22 protein-coding genes and 1 riboswitch are annotated in these 22710 nt (G+C 56.0%); of the genes, 19 read left to right on the top strand and 3 right to left on the bottom strand.

The window, feature by feature from the left end:
* Positions 1 to 16 precede the first annotated feature (16 nt).
* The 13 genes from flgF (at position 17) to opgC (ending at position 13072) form a co-directional block, all read left to right on the top strand.
* Positions 17 to 1237: a flagellar basal-body rod protein FlgF gene (gene flgF, locus KQ940_RS06580; RefSeq protein WP_217412633.1), complete on the top strand. Its 1221-nt coding sequence runs from the start codon at positions 17 to 19 to the stop codon at positions 1235 to 1237.
* Entirely contained in the window at positions 1237 to 2031 is a 795-nt protein-coding gene (locus KQ940_RS06575; protein WP_217412632.1) for a FliM/FliN family flagellar motor C-terminal domain-containing protein, read from the top strand. Before flgF ends, KQ940_RS06575 begins: the two co-directional genes overlap by 1 nt.
* 20 nt (positions 2032 to 2051) lie before the next feature.
* Positions 2052 to 2369 carry a FliM/FliN family flagellar motor switch protein gene (locus tag KQ940_RS06570; RefSeq protein ID WP_217412631.1) on the top strand — a complete coding sequence of 106 codons (318 nt, stop codon included), beginning with the start codon at positions 2052 to 2054 and terminating at the stop codon, positions 2367 to 2369.
* Positions 2356 to 2778 carry a flagellar biosynthetic protein FliO gene (locus KQ940_RS06565; RefSeq protein ID WP_217412630.1) on the top strand — a complete coding sequence of 141 codons (423 nt, stop codon included), beginning with the start codon at positions 2356 to 2358 and terminating at the stop codon, positions 2776 to 2778. The genes KQ940_RS06570 and KQ940_RS06565 overlap by 14 nt, the downstream gene beginning before the upstream one ends.
* Complete coding sequence (gene fliP, locus KQ940_RS06560) at positions 2741 to 3535, top strand: flagellar type III secretion system pore protein FliP (protein ID WP_246589792.1); 795 nt, start codon at positions 2741 to 2743, stop codon at positions 3533 to 3535. Before KQ940_RS06565 ends, fliP begins: the two co-directional genes overlap by 38 nt.
* Before the next feature lie 12 nt (positions 3536 to 3547).
* A complete protein-coding gene (locus tag KQ940_RS06555) occupies positions 3548 to 4273 on the top strand; it encodes a sigma-70 family RNA polymerase sigma factor (RefSeq protein WP_217412629.1) in 726 nt (241 codons plus the stop codon).
* Positions 4274 to 4537: 264 nt separating this feature from the next.
* A complete protein-coding gene (locus tag KQ940_RS06550) occupies positions 4538 to 5029 on the top strand; it encodes a group II intron maturase-specific domain-containing protein (RefSeq protein WP_217412628.1) in 492 nt (163 codons plus the stop codon).
* A gap of 309 nt (positions 5030 to 5338) precedes the next feature.
* The gene (locus KQ940_RS06545; protein WP_217412627.1) at positions 5339 to 7033 is read left to right on the top strand and encodes an AMP-binding protein; all 1695 of its coding nucleotides are present in this window, start codon (positions 5339 to 5341) and stop codon (positions 7031 to 7033) included.
* 5 nt (positions 7034 to 7038) lie between these two features.
* Positions 7039 to 9198 (top strand): 3-hydroxyacyl-CoA dehydrogenase NAD-binding domain-containing protein, encoded by a 2160-nt coding sequence (locus tag KQ940_RS06540; RefSeq protein WP_217412626.1) that lies wholly within the window; start codon positions 7039 to 7041, stop codon positions 9196 to 9198.
* Positions 9188 to 10360, top strand: a complete 1173-nt coding sequence (locus KQ940_RS06535) for an acetyl-CoA C-acyltransferase (RefSeq protein WP_217412625.1) — start codon at positions 9188 to 9190, stop codon at positions 10358 to 10360. The genes KQ940_RS06540 and KQ940_RS06535 overlap by 11 nt, the downstream gene beginning before the upstream one ends.
* Before the next feature lie 206 nt (positions 10361 to 10566).
* Complete coding sequence (locus KQ940_RS06530; RefSeq protein ID WP_217412624.1) at positions 10567 to 11058, top strand: NifB/NifX family molybdenum-iron cluster-binding protein; 492 nt, start codon at positions 10567 to 10569, stop codon at positions 11056 to 11058.
* A 110-nt stretch (positions 11059 to 11168) separates the two neighbouring features.
* Positions 11169 to 11753, top strand: coding sequence for a PhnA domain-containing protein (locus KQ940_RS06525; RefSeq protein ID WP_217412623.1), 585 nt, complete (start codon positions 11169 to 11171; stop codon positions 11751 to 11753).
* Positions 11754 to 11977: 224 nt separating this feature from the next.
* Positions 11978 to 13072 carry an OpgC domain-containing protein gene (opgC, locus tag KQ940_RS06520; RefSeq protein ID WP_217412622.1) on the top strand — a complete coding sequence of 365 codons (1095 nt, stop codon included), beginning with the start codon at positions 11978 to 11980 and terminating at the stop codon, positions 13070 to 13072.
* Between the two features lie 16 nt (positions 13073 to 13088).
* Here the strand turns inward: opgC and mdoH are convergent, their stop codons facing one another.
* The 3 genes from mdoH to KQ940_RS06505 all read right to left on the bottom strand — a co-directional run bounded on the left by mdoH (position 13089) and on the right by KQ940_RS06505 (position 17725).
* Positions 13089 to 15218, bottom strand: a complete 2130-nt coding sequence (gene mdoH / locus KQ940_RS06515; RefSeq protein ID WP_217412621.1) for a glucans biosynthesis glucosyltransferase MdoH — start codon at positions 15216 to 15218, stop codon at positions 13089 to 13091.
* Positions 15215 to 16699 carry an OpgD/OpgG family glucan biosynthesis protein gene (locus KQ940_RS06510; protein ID WP_217412620.1) on the bottom strand — a complete coding sequence of 495 codons (1485 nt, stop codon included), beginning with the start codon at positions 16697 to 16699 and terminating at the stop codon, positions 15215 to 15217. The genes mdoH and KQ940_RS06510 overlap by 4 nt, the downstream gene beginning before the upstream one ends.
* Positions 16700 to 17170: 471 nt before the next feature.
* Positions 17171 to 17725, bottom strand: coding sequence for a hypothetical protein (locus KQ940_RS06505; RefSeq protein ID WP_217412619.1), 555 nt, complete (start codon positions 17723 to 17725; stop codon positions 17171 to 17173).
* Between the two features lie 275 nt (positions 17726 to 18000).
* Between KQ940_RS06505 and purE the strand changes: the two genes are divergently transcribed.
* From purE to KQ940_RS06475, 6 genes are all read left to right on the top strand, one after another.
* Positions 18001 to 18489 (top strand): 5-(carboxyamino)imidazole ribonucleotide mutase, encoded by a 489-nt coding sequence (gene purE / locus KQ940_RS06500; RefSeq protein ID WP_217412618.1) that lies wholly within the window; start codon positions 18001 to 18003, stop codon positions 18487 to 18489.
* Positions 18490 to 18535: 46 nt separating this feature from the next.
* Positions 18536 to 19600, top strand: a complete 1065-nt coding sequence (gene purK, locus KQ940_RS06495) for a 5-(carboxyamino)imidazole ribonucleotide synthase (RefSeq protein WP_246589790.1) — start codon at positions 18536 to 18538, stop codon at positions 19598 to 19600.
* Between the two features lie 56 nt (positions 19601 to 19656).
* A riboswitch (yybP-ykoY riboswitch) is annotated at positions 19657 to 19774 on the top strand.
* Between the two features lie 85 nt (positions 19775 to 19859).
* On the top strand, positions 19860 to 20423 hold the full coding sequence (locus KQ940_RS06490; protein WP_217412617.1) for a TMEM165/GDT1 family protein: 564 nt from the start codon (positions 19860 to 19862) through the stop codon (positions 20421 to 20423).
* Positions 20424 to 20522: 99 nt separating this feature from the next.
* Positions 20523 to 20840, top strand: a complete 318-nt coding sequence (locus KQ940_RS06485; protein ID WP_217412616.1) for a hypothetical protein — start codon at positions 20523 to 20525, stop codon at positions 20838 to 20840.
* Positions 20841 to 20917: 77 nt separating this feature from the next.
* The gene (locus tag KQ940_RS06480; protein WP_217412615.1) at positions 20918 to 21232 is read left to right on the top strand and encodes an HPF/RaiA family ribosome-associated protein; all 315 of its coding nucleotides are present in this window, start codon (positions 20918 to 20920) and stop codon (positions 21230 to 21232) included.
* Between the two features lie 60 nt (positions 21233 to 21292).
* Positions 21293 to 22648 carry a DegQ family serine endoprotease gene (locus tag KQ940_RS06475; protein ID WP_217412614.1) on the top strand — a complete coding sequence of 452 codons (1356 nt, stop codon included), beginning with the start codon at positions 21293 to 21295 and terminating at the stop codon, positions 22646 to 22648.
* Positions 22649 to 22710: the final 62 nt, after the last annotated feature.

The raw sequence follows: 22710 nt of genomic DNA, 5'->3' as shown, positions 1-22710 counted from the left end.
TAAACGGAGTTTCTATATGAGTATTTATGGGACGATATATAGTGGTACTTCAGGACTGATTACCTTTTCTAAGGGATTAGATGTTATTAGTAATAACGTAGCGAATATGAATACGCCTGGGTTCAAGAGAAGTGATCTTCTATTTCGTGATCTTTTCTATAACTATCAGTACACTGGACAATTTAATCAGGATTTTTCATCAAGAAAAGATGGGAATGGCGTTACTGAGTCTGGAACGACAACAAGTTTTTCACAAGGAGATAATCAGCAAACTGGTAATTCGACCGATGTTGCTATAAATGGAAACGGGTTTTTTATTTTCCGTGATAGCGGAGATGTACTGTATTCAAGAGTTGGTCAGTTCGAAATAGATAATAATGGTTACCTCGTATCCACAGTAAACAATAGTCGTGTGGCTGGAATTAATAGTTCAGGAAAACTCGTTGATATTAATTTTTCCGGTTTGAAAAATAGTCCAGCTGTCGCTACTAAGGAAGTCAAGTTTATAAATAATCTATCAAGTGGCGCTACCGAACACACGATCAATGATATAGAAGTATATGATGTGCTTGGTAATACTCATAAACTTACACTCACGTTGACTAATAACAGTACAAGTACTCCTCGTAGCTGGTTAGGAACGGTAAAAGATGAGGAGGGAAATGTCATCGCTTCTGATCTTGAAATTCGATTTCAGGGAAATGGATCCCCGGCAGAAGGTTTTAGCAGTTTTACTTTTACTCTAGATCCTGAAGATGCTTCTCCATCAGACATTACCTTCTCATTTGGAGAGCCTGGTTCGTTCACCGGTGCTACCTCATTCTCATCTGGCTCTAGCTCCGATTTAGCTGTAGGCGAACAAGATGGAGTTCCATTTGGGATACAGACGGGTTTCTCCTTTACAAGAGACGGAGTATTAGAGGTTGAGTACTCGAATGGAGTTACGGCAGAGGGTGGGCAATTAGCATTAGCCTGGGTGAGTGATTTACAGGGTATGAAACAGCTCGGGGGCGGACTTTTTGAATATGATGAATCAGGCAGAATTGAAATTGGTACCGCTAATGATGGCATGATGGGAGAGATAGTAGGGGGGAGTATAGAAATTTCGAATGTGGATCTATCACAAGAGTTTACGGATTTGGTTATTGTGCAGCGTGGTTTTCAGGTTTCTTCGCAAGTTGTCAGTATCGCTAACGAGATGCTCCAGCAACTAATTGAAAATACAGGGTCTAAGTAATGCTCGTTCGCCCTTTTATTATTCTTGGAGCTGATCATATTCAGAAACTTGAAAATAGTTTGGAAAATATCTTCAGCGATTGGGTATCTGAGTGGTTTACAGGTCCCGGTGATATATCTATTCAGGTTGAAACTTTAGGTGCGGATGGGGTAACTATTGAGTCTGATGATGAGCTATCATCATTTTTTAAAAACTCAGTGGATGAGTGGGTGGCTTTTAGGTGCGATAATGATTCAACGCTAAGCCTGGCTGCTTCACTTTTAGGATTAAATAGGAATGACATTCAAAAAATACCCAAGATGGGTGGAATAGTAAATTCCGTTATTCTAGCTGCATTTAATGACTTTGGTGATAAAGCTTTAAAATGTGAATTGTTTCCCTGTACGTCTGGAATAGAATACTTTCTTCATAAATCAAATGAGCCTGGTAAAGGGGTTATTCGATGTTCGATAAATCTAGGTGATGTGAAATTGGTCGTGCTCATGCCTGCTTTTAAAATGGCTGAGCTATATCTGTCGAAACATGAGATGATAGGAAGTAACCCGACGTCTATGAAAAGTCCCTTGGATGCAATGGGAGGGCAAAAGATTAAAGGCGAGTTGTCGCTAGGAGTGTTTGAACTGTCTTTAGGATCACTAGCTAACTTAGAGTGCGGTGATGTTATAAAGCTCGATAAAAATCTAGGTGATCCATTAAGTCTTCGTTTTAATAATACAGGCGCGAATTTTTTTGGGCACTTGGGACAGTATAAAAGTCGATTTGCTTTCAAAGTTGAAAATATTAGTGACAACTGATTATAAAGGATTTTTTAAATATGAATAATATTGAGGCCTTAACTTTTGAAGAGTTGGAAGTGGGTAAAGAATCTGGACCTGCAATTATTGGAAAGAACTTTGACATTATAAAAGATGTTAAAGTCAAAGTTGATATTAAACTGGGAGATTCAGAAATAACGGTTAACGAATTGATGAATATTTCAAAAGGGTCGGTCGTTCAGTTGTCCCAGAAGATAACAGAACCTCTTGAATTAATTCTCGATGGTAATGTCGTAGCTAGGGGCGAGCTTGTTGCTGCGGGTGACAATTTTGGAATCAAAATAGTTGAGGTAAAAGAGATCAATGGTTCCGCTTAATAGGAGGTTTCTGTATTTTATACTGCTAATCTTAGTTGTATTCTCTGAGTTTGGTTTTGCTGGCGAGGCTGGAGTAGTAGAAAGAAGTGGTGCTGGAATCCCATTTAAGGAAAGCTCAACAGCTTCAGATGGAAGTCTTCCTAATGTTGCTCTTGTTTCTGGATTAGCAGTGGCGCTTAGTGTTGGTATTATATTTTTGATTAGAAGGCTTTATCGCTTAAAGTACGGGGTTTCTTCTGGGGATAATAGGAGGATCGTCTTTGTTGAGGGGAAGATGATAACACCTAAGGTGACGGTCGCTCTCATTAATGTTGATGGGAAAGCATATTTGTTGGCTCAGTGTGGCGATAATATACAATTAAAAAGGCATTATGATCACGAAGTTATGGATAACAATAATGAAGCCTAGGTGTTTATTTATATGTGTATGGTGCTTAGTTTCTGCATTTTTTTTGTTTTTAAGTCAGGAAGTTAGTGCGCAAGATATTTCTACATCGGATATAAATATTGGTTTTTCAGTTGATGATGCTGATTCTGGAAATGTTGCCAATGCTGTTAAAATTATAATCGGATTAACGGTCCTGAGCTTAGCACCAGCTATTTTAATAGTAATGACCTCATTTACCAGAATAATTGTGGTGCTCTCGATGTTAAGACATGCGTTTGGTATGCAGCAAACACCACCTAATACGGTAATCATTAGCTTGGCGGTATTCTTAACTATATTTAATATGTTACCTAGCTTGCAAAAGGTGCAGGCGGAGGCTTTCCAACCATATATGAGCGGTGATATAGGACTAGAGCCAGCTATAGATCGAGGGTTGGTCCCTTTTCGAGATTTTATGGTTCGCCAGACTCGAGAAGAAGACTTGATGTTGATGGTTGATATAGCCAAGGTCGAACCTCCAAAATCGGTTAGTGATATTAATACCTTTCTATTAATCCCTGCATTTATGCTCAGTGAGTTGAAAAGTGCTTTCCAAATCGGATTTATTATATTTCTGCCCTTTCTTCTTATAGATCTTGTTGTGGCTAGTGTTCTTATGTCAATGGGGATGCTAATGGTTCCACCGATGATGATATCACTCCCTATTAAGGTCCTGATGTTTGTCTTAATAGATGGATGGAACCTTGTTGTTTATTCGCTCCTTAATAGTTTCTCTTAGATAAGAATATATATGCGAGAAAGGAATCTCGAAATTAGTGAAGACTTGCTTTGGGAGAATTATCTTTCGACCTCTGATGGAAGAGTTCGTACGCTTTTGATACAGCGTTATACAAAAATTGTAAAGAAAATTTCGGCAGTGCTCTTTGCGAAAAGAACTGACGATGAGATAGAGTTCGACGATTATTTTCAGTTTGGAATGATTGGGCTAATTGAGTCGATTGATAGATTTATGCCTGACAAAGGTGCTTCATTTGAGACTTTTGCAAGCTATAGAATAAAAGGAGCTATTCTAAATGGTATAGAAATCTCAACCGAAAAAAGGAGCCAGATAGCTTTCCGGTCTCGCTTAAAAAGGGAAAGGATCGAGTCGATCGCTACCTCTTCCGATAGGCGACCAGCCTTGTTCGAAGAAATGGTTGAATTGACACTTGGTATCGCCATCAGTGTTATGCTCGACGATACAGGGCTGGTAGAAGATCAAAATGAGTATACTGATGATACAAGTTACTCCCATAGTGAAATAATACAGCTTAAACATCTTCTGCTGAATATAGTGTCAGGTCTTCCTGAACGGGAACGAAAAATTATCGAGTATCACTATTTCCATCAAACTAGTTTTGAGAGCATTGCAACTATTTTGGATGTATCGAAGGGTAGGATTTCTCAGTTACATAAAAGAGCTCTCGAGATGATTAAGGATAAATTGAATGAACGATCAATGGACGATTATTATTGAGTTGTATTCTGGTTAAAAGCCTTTCGAAAAGCGCTGTCACATAATGATGATGTACTGCAAGATAAGGCAAGAGCGGTCTCACTCTTCATCCTGGGCCTCTCAGTATTCCACAGTAAAACTTTATACATAAGGAGGCGGGACCGCCTCCTTTCTATTTTGTGCGCCAGGCATGGCGCGTAGCGCCGTGACTGGCGCTGTTCCGGTGCGCGTGGTGGCTGCCTGGAGCTGCGACTGCGGCTCAAGGTCAATGTCGAGAAAAGCGGTGTGGCCCGCCCGTCCAAGCGGGTATTCCTGGGCTACAGTGTGCACAGCAGTCGCTCACGGGGCGTGCGCCTCAAGGTATCCGCCAAGGCGGTCGAGCGCTTGAGGGGCAACCTGAAGGCGGTGTTCCGACGCGGACGGGGGCGACATCTGCTCAAGGTGATCAAGGAGCTCAACCCGATCCTGCGTGGCTGGTTGAACTACTATCGCCACATTGAGATTACCGGCATCCTGCGGGAACTGGACGGCTGGTTACGCCGTCATCTGCGCAAGATACTGTGGCGTCAATGGAAGCGGGTGTTCACGCGCGCGAAGATGCTGATGCGTCTTGGTCTGGAGGAAGCGAGGGCCTGGATCAGCGCGACCAACGGCCGAGGTTCCTGGTGGAACGCGGGCGCCTCGCACATGAACCAAGTGCTGCCGAAGCGGCGCTTTGACCGGTTGGGGCTAATCTCGCTCGTGGACCTGTATCGTCGTCTCAGGAGTACAACATGAACCGCCGTATACGGAACCGTCGGTCCGACGTTGCGGCGTACGGTGGTGTGGGAGGTCGGCGGGGCAACCCCGCCTCCTACCCGATCAACCGGCTGACCTGCGAACAATCCTGTTCTGATCTCTTGGCATCGGGGGCTGATTGTTGCCAGCTCCACAATGCTTCGTTTTGGCGGCCGGTATTCGCAATGCCGATAACGGTGTCACTAAAGCGTGACAGCGCAGTAGATGGGGCTAAGCTGTAGTTAAGGCGGATGGGGCTCCTGTTATACCCACCGTCTCCTGAATCAAAACAACTGCAGAGATTCAGCCATGAACGTCAGGTATCGACACGACTCAGCCCTACCAAAAGAACTCAATCGGCCCGGGTATACCAGCCTGCTCGATTTTATCGATGATGTGTGTAATCGCTATGCCACTCAGCCTGCATTTACCAGCTTTGGCCGCACCCTCAATTACGCCGAGCTCGATCAGCTATCGGCATCCTTTGCCGTATACCTGCAGCAGCATACCGACCTGAAGCCTGGCGACCGTATCGCCATTCAGTTACCCAATCTGATCCAGTACCCGGTGGTGCTGTTCGGCGCGCTTCGGGCGGGGCTGGTGGTGGTCAATACCAATCCGCTCTATACCTCCCGGGAGATGGAACACCAGTTCATCGATTCGGGAGCCAAGGCGCTGGTGATCCACAAGAGCATGGCGCACAAGGCGCAGGGGATTCTGGATAAAACGGATATACAGCATATTTTTGTGACCCAGGTCGGAGATCTTCATGGCTTCGTCAAGCGCACGCTGATCAATGCCACGATCAAATATGTCCGGCACATGGAGCCTGATTATTATCTGCCCGGCGCTCTCGGGCTCAGGGAAGTGCTGCTCAAACACATCGATGAGCGCCCCAATCCCGTCAGCATTCGCGGTACCGATATCGCGGTATTGCAGTACACCGGTGGTACCACAGGCGTCGCCAAGGGAGCGATGTTGAGCCATAACAATCTGCTGGCGAATCTGATGCAGGGCAGCGAGTTTATCAATGCTGGAGGCACCGGCTGGGCAAGGACGGTGGTGTTGCCGTTGCCGCTTTATCATATCTACGCCTTTACCGTGGCACAGATTGTCATGGTGTCGGGCGGACATGTGGTGTTGATCGCCAACCCCCGGGATATCGACTCTCTGGTACGTGAGATCAAACACTGCCGCATGAGCGCCTTTATCGGCCTGAACACCCTGTTCAATGCCCTGTGCAATCGCGACGCCTTCCGTGAGCTCGACTTTTCGACACTGGAGCTGACCCTGTCCGGAGGGATGGCCTTGACGCATGAGGCCGCCGAGCGCTGGCAGCAGGTTACCGGTTGTCCTGTGGTCGAGGCTTACGGTCTGACTGAAACTTCACCCGCCGTGGCGATCAACCCGCGGGATGCGATTCAGCCGGGTACCATCGGTCTGCCCTTACCCTATACCGAGGTGAAGGTGATCGACGAACAGGAGAATGAAGTGGCCGATGGCGAAAACGGCGTGCTGTGCGTGCGAGGTCCTCAGGTGATGGCGGGATACTGGCAACGTCCGGACGATACGGCTCAGGTGATGACCAGCGATGGCTTTTTGAAAACCGGTGATATCGCCACACGCCAGCGCGACGGCTATCTGCGGATTATCGATCGTGCCAAGGATGTGATCATCGTATCCGGCTTCAACGTCTACCCGAACGAAGTCGAGGATGTGGTGACCTCCCATCCGGATGTAGTGGAGTGTGCCGCCATCGGTGTGCCCGATGAGGACAGCGGCGAACGGGTCAAGCTGTTTATCGTCAGTCGGTCGGCGAGCTTGGATCGTGCGACTGTAAGGGACTGGTGTCGAGAGCATCTGACAGCCTACAAGGTGCCACGGGAGGTGGAGTTCGTCGATGAGTTGCCCAAATCGCCGGTCGGCAAGGTGATCCGCCGTCACCTGAGGGAAAGTGAGCCCTCCGTTGAGACCAGTATCGATTCGGGAGCGGCAAAGGGGTAACCGAGATGTTGATGCAGGGGCAGTTCGTACGTGTAGTGTCCGTCGGCAGCGGCCTTTACGAGCTGGTGTTCGACAATAGACATGACAGCATCAACACGCTGAGCCAGTCCTGTATCGACGAATTTGGTGACGCCATCATGCTGCTGCGTGATGTCGAGAACCTGCGCGGTGTCATGATCACCAGCGATCACGAGGACTTTATCCTCGGCGGTGACGCCGCTGAATTCGATCGCCACGTGCGCATCGCCAAGCATGAGTTGATCGCACTGCTGGAGGAGATGAAAAGCTGGCTTAGTCGATTGGAACAGCTTCCAGTGCCAACGGTAGTGGCGATAGCAGGGGATGCTTCCGGAGGCGGCTTCGAGCTGGCCCTGGCGTGCGATTATCGTGTTTTAAGCACTAATGCACGGGTGCGTCTGCCCCATGTACGGCGTGGATTGATACCGGCTTGGGGGGGCTCGGTTCGTCTGCCACGCCTGGTTGGCTTGGACAGCGCCATCGACTGGATCTGTACTGGCCGCTACGTCGCGGCTGAGGAGGCATTGCGAACGGGGCTGGCGAGTGTTGTCGTTTCCTCCAGCCACCTGCGCGAAGCGGCACTCGACCTGCTCGGACGATGCGCTGAAGGCGAGTTTGATTGCCATTCGCTGCGGCAGCGCAAACAGCAGGCGCTGCCGATGAGTAAGTTGGCGATAACGCTCGCGGTCGAATCGGCTCGTGGCCGGGTCGCCCGCATCGCGGGCAAGCACAACCCGGCGGCGGTTCAGGCGCTGGATGTGCTACTCGAGCAGGCGCCGTTAGCGGCGGAGCAGGCGATGGCGGTTGAAGCCAGGTACTATGCCGAGCTGGCGAGCAGTGAGATCACACCGGCGTTGACCGCTCTGTTTCGCAGTGAGCTGCAAACCAAGCGTCGTGCCCAGGCCGAGCTGAAACGGTTTGACTTCAGATGTGTAGGCGTCCTCGGTGCCGGGGTCATGGGCAGAGCGATCGCGGCCCAGGCCGCTCTGAATACTATGCGTGTGGTGATGATGGATGCCAAAGACCGCCAGTTGGTCGATGCCTTGGAGGAGACCTCTAGCCGTCTGTCACGGAAGGTTGAGCAGAAAAAGCTCGCCGCCGAGGAGCGGGTCCGGATTTTGATGCGGATACGCCCGACCCTCTGCCATCAGGAGTTCGCCGGGGTCGATCTGGCGATTGAGGCGGTGATCGAGGATCCGGGTGTTAAGGCATCCGCGCTGGCGATGATCGAAAAACACCTTCCCGAGAATGCGATATTGGCCACCAACACCTCGGCCATTCCGGTGAGCGGGTTGGCCAGAGGGCTGAAACGACCTGAGCAGTTTTGTGGCATCCATTTTTTCAATCCTGTCTCCACCAAGCCGCTGGTCGAGGTGGTGCGTGCCGCGAAAACCAGCGATGAGACCCTCGGCAGGGCGCTCGGCTTTGCCATTGCGATGGGTAAAACGCCGGTGGTGGTGCGCGATTGCCCGGGGTTTTTCGTCAATCGGGTTTTGCACAGCTATCTGCAGGCTTTTCTGTTCCTGCTGCGTGATGGCGTGGACCCTTACCGTGTTGACAGGTTGATGGAGGAGTACGGCTGGAGCCTGGGGCCGGCGCGTACGCTGGATAAGCTGGGCATCGATACGTCGCTCAATGCCAGCCGCATGCTCGCCGCCGCATACCCGGAGCGGCTGTCATTTCCGGGTGAGAGTGCGCTCGATCGGCTGCGCGCCTTGCGACGGTTGGGGCGAAAAAGTGGATTGGGTTTCTACCGATATGCCAAGGGCGCCGGATACAAGGGGCTGCCCGATCTGGGCCTGGCGGCGGAACTTGAGGATCTGGTCGTGAGGCAGCAAGAGGTGAGCGATCGCGAGATCGTTGAGCGGATGATGATTCCGCTGAAGATCGAAGCCGCCCGAGTGCTCGAAGAGGGCAATATCGGCTCACCGGCCGAGGCCGACATCGCGTTGGTGTTGGGAGTAGGCTATCCGGCGTTTCGTGGCGGCGCTTTTTATGCTTTGGACCGGGAGGGGTTGGGGCGTTTCGTCGCCAGATGCCAGAAGTACTCGGAGCTTGGGCCGATCTATCTGCCCGGGCTGCAGTTGAGGGAGTGGGCCAGTGCCGGTCGCAGCTACCGGGAGTGGGAGGCGCGCGATGAAGCTTAGGCCGACCGACGTGGTGGTAATCGATGCGGTGCGCTCGCCCCTGGGGCGCAGTGGCGATGGGTGTTTTCGGCAACTGAATGCCGAGCGGCTCAGCGCCCGGGTGATCGATGCGCTGCTGTCGCGAAATCCCGAGCTGGATCCCTTTACCGTAGAGGACCTGATCTGGGGCTGCACCAGTCAAGTGGGAGAGCAGGGCGGCAATATGGCGAGGGTTGCCCTGCTGCTCTCCAGCCTGCCACAAACCGTACCGGCGCAAACGGTGAATCGCCTGGCGGCGTCATCGATGACGGCGCTGCATCTGGCAGCCCAAGGGATTCTCAGCGGCGCCGGCGATTGCTACATCGTTGGCGGTGCCGAGTGCAAACTGCGATCCGCTATAACCGAAGAACCCGATCCGACACTGGGGCGGGTCACGGCGCGGGCGGCAGCAAACCCAGCGGCGGTAGCTGAACTGCTCGCGCACACCCACGCCGTAGACCGGCAGTTGCAGGACAGCTACGCACTGCGTTCCCATGAGCGGGCCCGGCGCACGCTTCAGGAGGGTGGTTGGGAATCGGAGCTGGTGCCAATTGAGGGAGTCGATGCACACGGCTATATGCGGCTGATTGGCGGCGATGAGTGGCTGCAGGAGCCAATCAGCCAGGAGCAGCTCGACGGCTGCAGGCCCCTGCTCAAAATGGATGGTGGCAGCGTCACGACAGGAAACCTGTCCGCAGCCGCCGATGGCGCTTCAGCCTTGCTGTTGATGTCGGCGGAAAGAGCGCAACTGTCGGCGCTGAAACCGCGTGCCCGGATTCGCGCCATGGCACTCACTGCCTGCGATCCGGCTGTGGCTGGCTTGGGCGCTGTCACTGCCGTGGAGAAACTGCTTGACCGGTGCAACCTGACGCTTGCCGATATCGATCTGATCGAGCTGCATGAAGAGAGTGCAGCGCAGGTGCTGGCGGTACTCAAGGAGCTGGACCTGACCGAACGGCTCGATGACCGAATCAACCTCTGTGGCGGCGCTATTGCACTTGGTGATCCGCTTGGCTGTTCCGGCGCACGTATCTGCACCACCCTGTTGCACCAGATGCCGCGGCGGGGTGCCAATCTGGGCCTGGCGATGACCAGCGCAGGGATGGGGCAGGGAGTTGCCACCCTGTTCGAGCGCCTGAGCTGATCATCGACATTGTCGCGTTTCCGACAAGCCACCTGCAATCGACACCTCTTTCGCTCCGGATCTATTTGTGAGCCAGATACATCTATCTGAATTTCAATAACTTTTATTGTCTTTGTCGTTCATGTCTTGCTGGTGCAGCCTTTGCAATATCAGCCCATACAGCCGAGCCCGCCGTTTCGGCCAGAGTTGCCGTCAGGAGATCGAGAATGAATGCAGAGGTCGCTTTTGAGTGTGTCGCTGATGCCGTTAGCAACGACCAGGCGCTGATCGTCGCCTTTGCTTCCCAGGAGGGGGATATGGTCGACCAGCACTTCGGCTCGGCGCAGGCGTTTTTCGTCTGGGCGCTGACCGCCGACAGGGCCGAACTGATTGCCAGCCATGATTTCGGCTATGAGAAAAAAGATGGTAACGAGGACAAGCTCAAGCCGAAGATGAAGTTTCTGGTGGGGGCTGATGTGGTGTATTGCGGCTCCATCGGCGGCTCCGCTACCCGTCAGCTGGTTACATTGGGGATCAATCCGATCCAGGTAAAGGGTGGTCCCGAAGTGGCGGAGCTGATTGAAGAGCTGCAGCTCCAACTCAACAGCGAGCAACCGGAGTTCTGGCTGGCCAATATCCTCAAGCGCAAACGCAGTAGCGGCAGTAGCCGTTTCGATGATATGGAGGATGAGGGTTGGGACGAGTCATTTGCCGACTGAAGAGCTCAAGTTAACGGCCTGCCGCTGAAATTAAGCTCCGTTTAGGGCATAATGGCGCGCTTTCCGTGGGTGCTTCCCGTGCCCGGAGTCTGACAGTAAGGCAAATCGACATGAGTATTAAACAGGCGCTGATCGAGCGTAGCGGCAACCGTTGTGAACTGTGCAGTTCCGAAGAGAATCTGGCGGTGTACCAGGTACCGCCGGTAACCGACGAGAGCGCCGACCGCGCGCTGCTGCTCTGCGGCAAATGCCAGAGCGAAGTAGACTCCGACGATGCGCTGGATGTTAACCACTGGCGCTGCCTGAACGACAGCATGTGGAGCCAGGTGCCGGCGGTTCAGGTGATGGCCTGGCGGCTGCTGACGCGCTTGATCGGTCAGGCCGAGATCTGGGCCAGCGACCAGCGTGATCTGCTCTATATGGACCCGGAGCTTCAGAGCTGGGCGGAAGCGGGTCAAGCCAGTGGTGCCGGCGAGGCTGTGGCCGCGACCCTGGACAGCAACGGCACGCCGCTTGCTGATGGCGATACCGTTACCCTGATCAAGGACCTCCCGGTCAAGGGCGCCGGCTTTACCGCCAAGCGCGGCACCGCGGTGCGCAATATCTCGTTGACCAATAATCCTGAGCAGATCGAAGGGCGGGTCAACGGCGTGCGTATCGTGCTGCTGACCCAGTATCTGAAAAAGGCCAACTGATCTAGCTTCAGGCCTTCCTGCTGCCAATGCTGCCGGTCATCCTGATCGCAGCATTGGGGCGATGCCAACGGCGGTAATCAGCTATATACTGGCAACCCGTTACCTGGGGGGCGGTCGATGATATCGCGGCGCTGATTATCCTGTCGCTGCCATTTTCACTCATCACGGTTGCCCTGTTGAAGGTCCTGTTTCTTCCCGTTTGATACCTGTTTACGAAGCCCAACATGTCGGCCACAGCACTTGTGCGTGATCGCCGCCTGGATACCCTGCGTGGGATGTTCCTGGTGATCATGCTGATCGATCATCTCGGCGGATATATCGCCAGCTTTACCTACCAGCCATTCGGCTTCATGTCGGCGGCGGAGGGGTTCATCTTTCTGTCCGGTTTGATGTTCGGACAGATCTATGCCCGCTATGTGGACGAGCCGTCAAAGCTGGTCCGTCGCAGTCTGGCACGTGCCTGGCTGATCTACCGCTACCACGCGACGATGGTGCTGCTGTTGGCGGCCCTGGCGTTGCTGCCATTTTTCGACTCGCTCTGGTACTGGGCTTTGCGCCCCTATCGGGAGGCGCCGTTGACCACGCTGCTGGCGATGCTGGCACTGGTTCATCAGCCCGGCTATCTGGATATCCTGCCGATGTACGTGCTGTTTGTGCTGATCTCCCCGACGATATTGCTGGCGCTGCAGCGAGGCCGCTTCCTTCTGGTGGTGGGGGGGAGTGTCATGCTCTGGTGCGCCGGGCAGTGGGTCGATCCGCTGCGCGACCTGTACAACTCCCAACAGATCCAGCTCCACCCAGGCTATTTCAACCTGTTCAGCTGGCAGGTGTTGTGGATGGCGGGGCTGGTGCTGGGCTATGCGCGTCTGACCGGCGTGAGCGTGGGCTTTGCGCGCGAGCGCGGCCTGCTATGGCTTGCCTTGGCCTGCGCGCTGGTACTCTGGGTCTGGCGGCGGGAGTACGTTCTGCCTGGTCCGTTCGTCACCTCATTACTGGATAAGCTGGATCTGGGGCCGCTGCGGCTGTTCAACTGCATGGCGCTGGTGCTGATCGGCTGGCGTCTGATGGATAGGTTCCGGCTCGACCAGTATCTGCCGTTCTTTGAACTGCTGGGCCGCTACTCCATACAGGTGTTCAGCTTTCATGCGGTGCTGCTCTACACCATGCAGTATACGACGGGTACGGTGCGTGCTTTGGGCGCGGGATGGTTCGCGTTGTACAGCCTGGCGCTGGTGCTCTGCCTGTTGATCCCGGTGGTGGTTACGCGGCGTTTTCATCGCCAACCCAACGGCCATCTGCTGACAGGCCGGTTAGGTTAGCGAGATTTTAACGGTCTCAGGCGACGCTGAGTTTGCGGCAGGGCAGAGCCAACAGCTGCTCGAACAGGAACGGAGTCGCCAAGACCAGGGAAAGCTCTGTGCTGTTGAGCCATGCCAGCGCCTGCTGACGGCTCCCGGCATCGAGCAGCTTGACCCGGGCCAGTGCCGCATTGGCCTGGAAGCGCTCGCTGTCCTCCTCCAGAGCCGGATCGGGGGTCAATGCCAAATGGCGTGCCACCAGCTCCGCTGAATCCATCAGCTGCTCTACTGTCGGTGTTGCGGCGATCTGCGCTTCATACCAGGGCAGCATCCCCTCCTTGAGTGCCACGACCTCCGGTGCCTGCGTCTCTTCCGGTGTGCGCAGTATTCCCACCCGTTTGAACCAGGATCCAATACCCAGAGACCCGGTCAGCGCGGACAGCGGTACGGCCAGTATCAGGCCGAAAATGGCGGGGGAAAGCCAGGCCAGCAGCGCCAGGGAGTTGGACCAGGCGATCAGCGCCAGCAGCACACCGGCCAGGGTGTGCCAGCGGTGGCGGTAGATCAGCTGCAGCCAGGGCAGGCTGCCATCCTGGCGCCGCTGCGGGTTCCAGCCACTGTCGCGGCCGAGCAGAATTGAGGCCACGGCGCCGCAGTGGATGCACATCATGATCGGTGCGATGGCCGCCGACACCAGCACTTCGGTGATTATGCTGCCGCTCAGGCGAAACAGGCCGCCGGCGGATCGGCGCAGCCGGTTCGACAATAGGAACAACAGACTGCCGAGAATCTTCGGCACGAACAGTATCAACATGGTCAAAATGAACAGGCGCACGGCACGCGGCGCATCCTGTCTCGGCCAGGTCGGGAACAGGGAGAAGTCGACGCCGAAATACTCCGGTCGGATGTACTGCGCCTGCAGTGCCAGGGTGATACCCACCAGAATCAGCGCCAGCCAGAGCGGCGAGGAGAGGTAGGACATGATGCCGGTGAGCAGGTGCATGCGGCTGATCCAGTGCAGGCCGCGGCTGCCGATCACCTTGATATGTTGCAGGTTGCCCTGGCACCAGCGGCGGTCGCGTATCGCCAGATCGAGAATCGACGGCGGGCACTCCTCGTAGGAACCGGGCAGGTCGTCGGCGATCACCACCTTCCAGCCGGCGCGGCGCAGCAGCGCGGCTTCGACGAAGTCGTGGCTCATGATGGTGCCACCGAAGGGCGCCTTGCCCTTGAGTCGTGGCAGGCCGGCGGCATCCATGAACGCCCTGCGGCGGATGATCGCATTGTGACCCCAGAAGTTACCCTCAGGGTTGGTCCAGCAGGCCAGACCGCTGCCGACAATCGGGCCGTATACCCGGTTGGCGAACTGCTGCAGGCGGGCGATCAGGCTGGTGCCGTTGATCAACCGCGGGATGGTCTGGATCAGACCGGCACCCGGATTCTGCTCCATCCGGTAGACCAGCTCGGTCAGCGTAAACGCCGACATCAGACTGTCGGCATCGAGTACCACCAGGTAGTCGTAGTGCGAGCCCCAGTGGCGGCAGAACTCGGCCACGTTACCCGCCTTGCGGTCGATGTTATAGCGGCGTCTGCGGTAGTAGATGCGGGTTTTGTCACCCAGGCGCTGGCGCAGCAGTGTGACCGCCTGCTCCTCCTCCAGAGCGCGTCGCGGGTCGCGAGTATCGCTGAGCATAACCCAGTCGAACCAGTCTGCGGCGCCGCAGTCGACCAGCTCCTGCACCATCGCTTCAACGGCTGCCGCCAGGTGGGCGGGATCTTCGTTGTAGCAGGGCAGCAGTACCGCGGTGCGGCCTTGGGGGCGGAAGAGTTCATGGCGCAGAGGTGTGCGCAACTGGCGGAACTGACGGACGAAACCGAACAGGGCGCTGACGGCCGCCAGGGCTATCCAGCCGAAGGTGGAGATAAACAGCCCCAGCATGGCGTATTCCAGCGGTGTGGTGCCGCCGAGCGCCAATACTGAATACATCTCGTAGCTGCCGAGCCCGAGCAGTGCGGCCGCGGCGCTGAGCAGGGTCCAGCGCCCCAGGTGCTGTTTTGCCGTACGCGGCGCGACAGGCACTTGGGGTTCTGGACGTTGCCGCAGGTTCTGTGCGGGCATTGGGGCCGGGCGTAGTGGAGGCATGCCCGGCTCAAACCTTGTGGTCATCGTGCGGTCCAGCGGTACAGCCAGGTTTCCGCCGGGCGCTGGTCGTCGAAGTGCAGCTCCAACCGCAGCTCGGAGAGGGTCTCCTCCTGTGGGTCGAACTCGAAGCTGACACGGTAGCCGTTGTTGGTGGGATTCTCCCGTACCACCAGGTTGCGGGTGGTGCCGGCGGAGCTAAACAGGCGAGCGGTCGGCAGCGAGCCGGGTTTCTCGTCGCTGGGCACCGGGATGTTGTAATCGACGACAAACAGTCGGCGCGGCGTAGCACTCGCTACATCGGCACGACCGCTGCGGGTGGCCTGTACCCGTACTTCGCCCGGCTGCAGACGTGGTTCGACACCCCAGGTCAGACGGTAGGAGTAGCTGTACTCGCTGCCCGCCACGATCGGTTCCGCCGGCTGCCAGAAGGCGACGATGTTATCGTGGATCTCGGCATTGGTCGGTATCTCGGTCAGTACTACGGCGCCGCGACCCCAGTCGCCCAGGGGCTCCACCCACAGCGTTGGGCGCTTCTCGTAGTGCGCTTCCAGATCCTGATACTGGGCGTAGTTACGGTTGCGCTGGATCAGGCCGAAGCCGATCGGCGAGGTATCGACAAAGGCGCTGATCTGCAGTGATGCCGGGTTGGACAGCGGTCGCCACAGACGTTCGCCGCGGCCATTGACCATCAGCAAACCGTCGGAGTCATGCACTTCGGGGCGGAAATCGTCGATCTGTTCGCGACCGTTCAGCGAGAAATAGTACATGCTGGTGCCCGGTGCCAGGCCCACTTTGGTCAGGTTGACCCGCGGGAACAGGGTGGCCTGCACGTCCATTACGGTGTTGACGCCCGGGCGGATGGTAAAGCGGTAGGCGCCGGTTACGCTTTTGCTGTCGAGAAGGGCATGGACGACGATCGAGTTAGCCAGGTTGCTCGGTTTCTCTACCCAGAAGGCTTTGAACACGGGGAACTCTTCACCCTCGGCGGCGCCGGTTTTCAGTGCCAGACCGCGTGCGGACAGGCCGTAAACCTGATCCCGCCCCAGTGAGCGGAAGTAACTCGCGCCCTGGAAGACGACCAGCTCGTCCCAGACATTCGGTTTGTTCAGCGGTGTGTGCAGGCGCAGGCCGGCGTAACCTATATCTTCCAGCGGCAGGTTGAATTCGAAGCGGTTGTCGAGCGTGAACTGCTCCGGGTCATAGGCCAGATGGGTGGCTTTATCGCCCTCTACCAGTGCAATCTCGACCGGCTCGCTGTAGTAGAAGCCACGATGAAACATCTGCATCCGGTAGGGGACAGCTTCATCCGCCCAGATCGCTTTTTCCGGACGGTAACGGATGGCGCGATACTGGTCGTAGGTCAGATTCTTGATTGACTCCGGTATCGGAGTAGGGACGGTTCTGAATGGGCGCTTTGCCAGTTCGCGGGCGATATTCTGTACCGTATCACGGGAAAACTCCCCGGTTTTGGCAAACTGTACGGCAGCAGCGGCTTGCTGAAACAAGCTCGCAACGAGGATCAGCAAACCAGCCAGAATGGGCCGGTACAACCGTATACGACCGCTCGCGACAAGCGGTAAAGCTCTGTAAATGGAAGTCATGCGTAGTTCGCGTCTCGGGGTCACAATATCGTTTTCAGGCGATCTCGACAGTGGTGCAGGCACCAGCAGGGAGCGCGCCAAGGATTTGCATACTTGCGACGAACGGTTATTGGCCAAGGTTAGTCATTATTGTGCCTGTTCCTGCCCGGCGCTTTTGACACCCGGGAGGAGCGGATCTGGGGGGCAGATCCAGCAAGCGGCACTATTATACGCCGTTTTTTGCAGTGCAATAGATATCCGACACTAAAAGTAGCGACGATTTTTAAGCCTGTTTACCGCAACGGCGTAACTTCTATCCTTGCGCGCGATTAGATGAACCTGTTGGTCGCAATCTGTGAGCGCATTGGTCCTGTTTTGGGTTGAAAAGTTTCAACTTTATTTCAGAACGATCAGCTCGCGCTTGGCGTTAATCTCGTCGATACGGGCACGAGTAGCCTTGATGAAGGCCTGGCTTGCGGCATCGCGCGCCGCCGCCTTGTCCGGTTCGCGCAGAAAGGCTTGGGTGATCAGCTGTTGCCGTTTGTCCAGCCAGGCGTTCTGCTCCTTGAGTTCGGCCACCCTTGCCTCTTTGGGCAGGAAGTCGAGCATATCCTGAAACAGCAGGAAAAGTTGTGCGTCGTACAGGTAGGATATGTTGGATAGCGTCTGGCTGCGGGTGCTTGGCGACGGAGCGTTGGCGTAACTCTCGCGCAGCTGCTCCAGCGGCTGCTCAAGGCTTGGGAACCAGTCCAGCTCCTCACTCAGTCCCTTGGCAATCTTGTCACCTCGGCTCAGGGGCTTGGATTTGGTTGGCGTTGGCGCAACCTCTGCCGTTGGTTCCTGTGCCGGTTTTTCGTTGATGTAGGGGATGGCGGGCAAAGTGTCACATCCGCTGATCAGCGCGATGGCCAGAATAAGGCTGCTGGTGCGCGCGAAGAGCCTTGGAGTCATACGAAAGGGTTCCCTGTTGTTCTTGAGCCAGGGTTGCATTCTACCGTTTTTGACCGGCCTGTCGTCACCTTCACCGGCACCCGAATAGGTAAATACGCTATTGTCTGCTCCCCAAACGGCGCCTGATGCGCGAGAGTGTCGCGGTAAGGTCCACTTTCTGCCACAGATTGGTATAATCGCCCGCCTCTAAAAGTGAACGGGTGGTTCTCTTTCGAATAGTGCGTAGTGCCGCGTGTCTGCCGGGGCTACCGAAGCTGGAGTAACAGGAGACAGACATGGGTGCAAAGATCGCAATCGTGATGGGATCGCGTTCCGATTGGCCGACCATGGAGGAGGCCGCCGGAATCCTGGATACATTGGGTGTAGAGTATTTCACCGAGGTAGTCTCGGCCCACCGCACGCCGGACAAGATGTTCCGTTTTGCCGAGCAGGCGGCGGCAAACGGTTTCAAGGTGATCATCGCCGGTGCCGGCGGTGCAGCGCACCTGCCGGGTATGATTGCGGCCAAGACCCTGGTGCCGGTGCTGGGTGTGCCGGTGCAGAGTAAGGCGCTCAGCGGTAAGGACAGTTTGCTCTCCATCGTACAGATGCCGCGAGGGATACCGGTCGGCACCTTGGCGATCGGTGGTGCCGGTGCCTTCAATGCCGGGCTGCTGGCCGCACAGATGCTGGCGGTCGAAGACGCGGAGCTGGCGCAGCGTATCGCCGACTGGCGTGCCGAGCAGACCCGGGCTGTGCTGGATAATCCCGACCCGCGTGGTTAACAGCCACACGCTTAACAGCCCTTGTGGTTAACAGATAGCAGGTTGAATGATGTTGCCAAGAATCGTCGTGGCCGGTAACGGCCAGCTGGGTCAGATGCTGCAGCAGGCCGGTGCGCCGATGCAGTTGCAGGTGATGCCGGTAGAGCCCAATCAGGATATCGAGATCGCGCTGCACGCTGATGATGTCATCACCGTCGAGATCGAGCACTGGCCGGATACCGTCACCGGTCTGCAACTGAAGAATCACCCCAATTTTCGCAACGCCTCGGCGCTGCACGCGGTGATCGATCGTCAGCGGCAGAAGAGCCTGCTCGACCGTCTGCAGGTGCCGACCGCACCCTGGGTCGTGCTGGAAAGCGAAGCCGAGCTGGATGAGAAGCTGGAAAGCCTGGGCGAGCGTGCTGTGGTCAAGCGTCGCCGCGGTGGTTATGACGGTCGCGGTCAGTGGCGCTGGCAGCGTGGCGGCGAGGTTGAAGCCGAGTGGGCCGGCAGCTGCATCGCCGAGGCGATGATTCCGTTCAGTCACGAGGTTTCGCTGGTCGGTGCGCGTAATGCCAAGGGTGAAAAGGTGTTCTATCCGCTAACCCGGAACTGGCACGAGAACGGTATTCTGCGCGCCAGCGTAGCCAATCTGCCGGTGCCCGAGATCCAGCAGCAGCATGCTGAGGAGTGGCTCAGCCGGATCATGGATGACCAGGAGTATATCGGTGTCATGGCGATGGAGTGCTTCGTCGTCGATGGCGATCTGCTGGTTAACGAGCTGGCGCCGCGTGTCCATAACAGCGGTCACTGGACCCAGGAGGGCGCGACGATCAGTCAGTTCGAGCTGCACCTGCGTGCGTTGGCCGAGTTGCCGCTGATCACTCCGGAGGTCAAGGGTGTTTCGGTGATGTACAACCTGCTCGGACGCCGCTGGAAGCCGGAGTGGCTAGGGGTAGATGGCGTGCATGTGCACTGGTACGGCAAGTCACTGCGTCCGGGGCGCAAGGTCGGCCACGTCAATATCAACCGGCCGACGGTCGAGCAGCTCAAGCAGAGCCTGGCGGCGCTGCGCGAACTGGTCGATGCAGAGGATGTCGTCGCTTTCGACTGGGCGCTGGAACAGCTCTAGGCACCTTTGGCCTGCCCGCTACGGCTTGTGTCGCGGCGGGCGGGTTGTTAATATCCATCCCGCTCTTGGGGGAGTAGTCTTCCGTTCTCGATTCCCGGTCGAGGCGGAGTGGTTGTCAACATAATTGAGCCTCAATGCTCATGGCAGCCACGTCCACGATCCTGTTCGTGGATTGACGAGACCTGAGACACTGCATGCTGCTCATGGCGGGCCGGCGTGTCGTGTCTTATGGTCAATGCCCGCCTGGAATCTGTTTTCGATGGATGCTTTTCTCTCCTCGACGCTTGCCGTTGCCATCGCCGAGATCGGCGACAAGACTCAACTGCTAACCCTGTTTCTGGTCGCACGCTTCGCGCAGCAGCGCGGCGCAATCGTACTTGGCATTCTGCTGGCAACCCTGGTAAACCACGGTGTCTCCGCCTGGCTGGGTGGCTGGCTGGCCGATCTGATTCCGGAAAGCTGGATCGCCTGGATCGTTGGGCTCAGCTTCATTGCTGTCGGCCTTTGGGTGCTGGTTCCCGATAAGGATGATGAGGAGGAGAGTGCAAGCTTGAAATATGGCGCTTTCGTCGCCACATCCATTTTGTTCTTCATTGCGGAGATCGGTGACAAGACCCAGATAGCGACGGTGATTCTCGCGGCGCGCTATGAGGAGATGCTGTTGGCGGTGGTCGCCGGCACGACCCTGGGCATGCTGCTGGCCAACGTGCCGGTAGCCTATTTCGGCGGTGCCTTGATGAAAAGGGTGCCGCTGGACTGGGTGCGCCGAGCCGCCTGTGCTTTGTTCGTGGCGTTAGGTCTGCTGTCGCTGATCCATTTTTAAGTCGGATCGAGCTATCGGCTGAACTTAGCGCCGGTTTTCAGCTCTATAGCGAATATCGACCTCGGCGGGCGGGGTTGGCTTGAAGGGAGATCGACAGCCTTGAGGGCGCTAATTTATCTGGTTCTGATGCTCGGCTCTTTGCTGGGCGGCACCGCGCAGGTGCTGGCCGGTGAGTTGCGTCTTGCAGATGAGGTGCTGGATCAGCTTCCGGGCAACGATCACTGCCTTAACGACCCTGGCCTGCTGAACGACCTGCCGCCGCTGCCGAGCGACAATGAGTCGAGACCTCTTGTCGCCGAAACGGTGGTCATGCTTTCCATTCGGGCGGTGTTGGACACGGCGTTTGTGGTCTCTGCTCCTGTCGCCGCCGCTCTCTTCTCCTATCCGATTCGCGCTCCTCCATCCTCAGTCGCCTGAACCCAGTCTTTTGTAATAAACCCCAAGCTTTAGCCGGTCGTCGGCGCAGGCCGTTGGCTGGTGTCTGAGGAGGTCAGATGATCACCGCAGTAATGTTCCGTCATGGCATCGAAAACCCCGAGGCGATGCAGCGGATACGCTCGCGCCTGGAGCGACTTGAATCCAGATCGAGCTGCATTCGACGTGTAGGCGTTGTGTTGGATCGTATTTCGCACGGCGGCTCACCGGGGTGTAACTACCAGTGCCATATCTCATTTCGGGGTACCGAAAGACGCGACTTGGATATCTATGCAGATAAGCGGCAGGCCGAGATGGCCATCGATGACGCGTTCGACCGCCTGCAAATGGAGTTGAAGTCTGGATTGGTGCGTCGTCTGCGTAAACGCCGTTGACTTGATTAGAGACTCTTTGCCCATACACATGACAAAAATGGAAATGTTGAGGAGCTTGATATGAAAAGAGCTTTGAAACTGGGAGCGGCCGCACTACTGACGGTCGCCTCTCTGAATGCGTCGGCGGCCCTGCCGATCAGTGATCCTCAGGGCAGGGAACTGCCCTCGCTTTCACCGATGTTGGAGCAGGTGAACGCCGCGGTGGTGAATATCGCGACCTTCTCCAATCAGCAGGTCTACAACCCGCTGTTGAGCGACCCGTTTTTCCGGCGTTTCTTCAATATCCCGGACGAGCAGGCGCAGCCGCGCCAGCAGCGGCGACAGGCCAGTGCGGGCTCCGGCGTCATCGTTGATAAGAACCAGGGCACTATCATCACCAACTACCACGTCATCAAGGGCGCGGATGAGATCCAGGTGCAGCTGCTGGATGGGCGTACCTTCCAGGCCGAGCTGATCGGTGCTGACCCCGAGGTGGATATCGCGGTATTGAAGATCAAGGCCGACAAGCTGACGGCGCTGCCACTGGCGGATTCCGACAGACTGAAGGTGGGTGACTTCGTGGTCGCGATCGGTAATCCGTTTGGCCTCGGCCAGACCATTACCACCGGCGTGGTCAGTGCGCTGGGCAGAACCGGTCTTGGCATCGAAGGGTTTGAAAACTTCATCCAGACCGACGCCTCGATCAACCCAGGTAACTCGGGTGGTGCGCTGGTCAATCTGAATGGCGAGCTGGTGGGGATCAATACCGCGATCATCGCACCGGGTGGCGGCAACGTCGGTATCGGCTTTGCGATACCGGTCAATATGATGCGTAACGTGGCCGATCAGATCCTCGATGTGGGTGAGGTGACCCGCGGCCAGATCGGCGTCGCGATTCAGGACCTGACGCCCGAACTGCAGCAGGCGTTCGATATCGATAACGGTCAACAGGGCGTACTGGTGACCGATGTAATGAAGGACTCCGAGGCGGAGAAGGCCGGTCTTAAAGCGGGCGACCTGATTCTTGAGGTCAATGGCAAGCTGACGCCCAACAGCGGCCAACTGCGTCATCGCATCGCCTTTGCCGGTGTGGGCGAGACGGTCAAACTCACCCTGATTCGGGATGGAAAGCGGATGGATATCGACGTCAAAGTTGGCAAGTCCGCAACCCTGACCTCCGATGTCCGGCTGCACAAACTGCTGGATGGGGTGACCTTCGCCAACTCGCCGGATGGTCGTGGTGTGGTGATCGCCGAGTTGGATCCGCAGTCGACGGCCGCAGCCGCAGGGTTGCGCTCAAACGATGTGATTCTCAGCGTTAACCGGCAGCGAGTAGACAGTATGGATGACCTCAACCAGGTGCTTGCACGTGTCGACGACAAGCTGTTGCTCCAGGTAAGACGCGGCAATGGGGTGTTCTACCTGGTGTTGCGTTAAGAGCGCACTCTACTCAGCTGGTCGAAAAGCCGCGCCTTCGGGTGCGGCTTTTGCGTCTGCGG

It is taken from the genome of Marinobacterium ramblicola (genome assembly GCF_019084545.1).
GTDB classification, from domain to species: domain Bacteria; phylum Pseudomonadota; class Gammaproteobacteria; order Pseudomonadales; family Balneatricaceae; genus Marinobacterium_D; species Marinobacterium_D ramblicola.
This window is presented reverse-complemented; position numbering and strand designations above follow the sequence as displayed.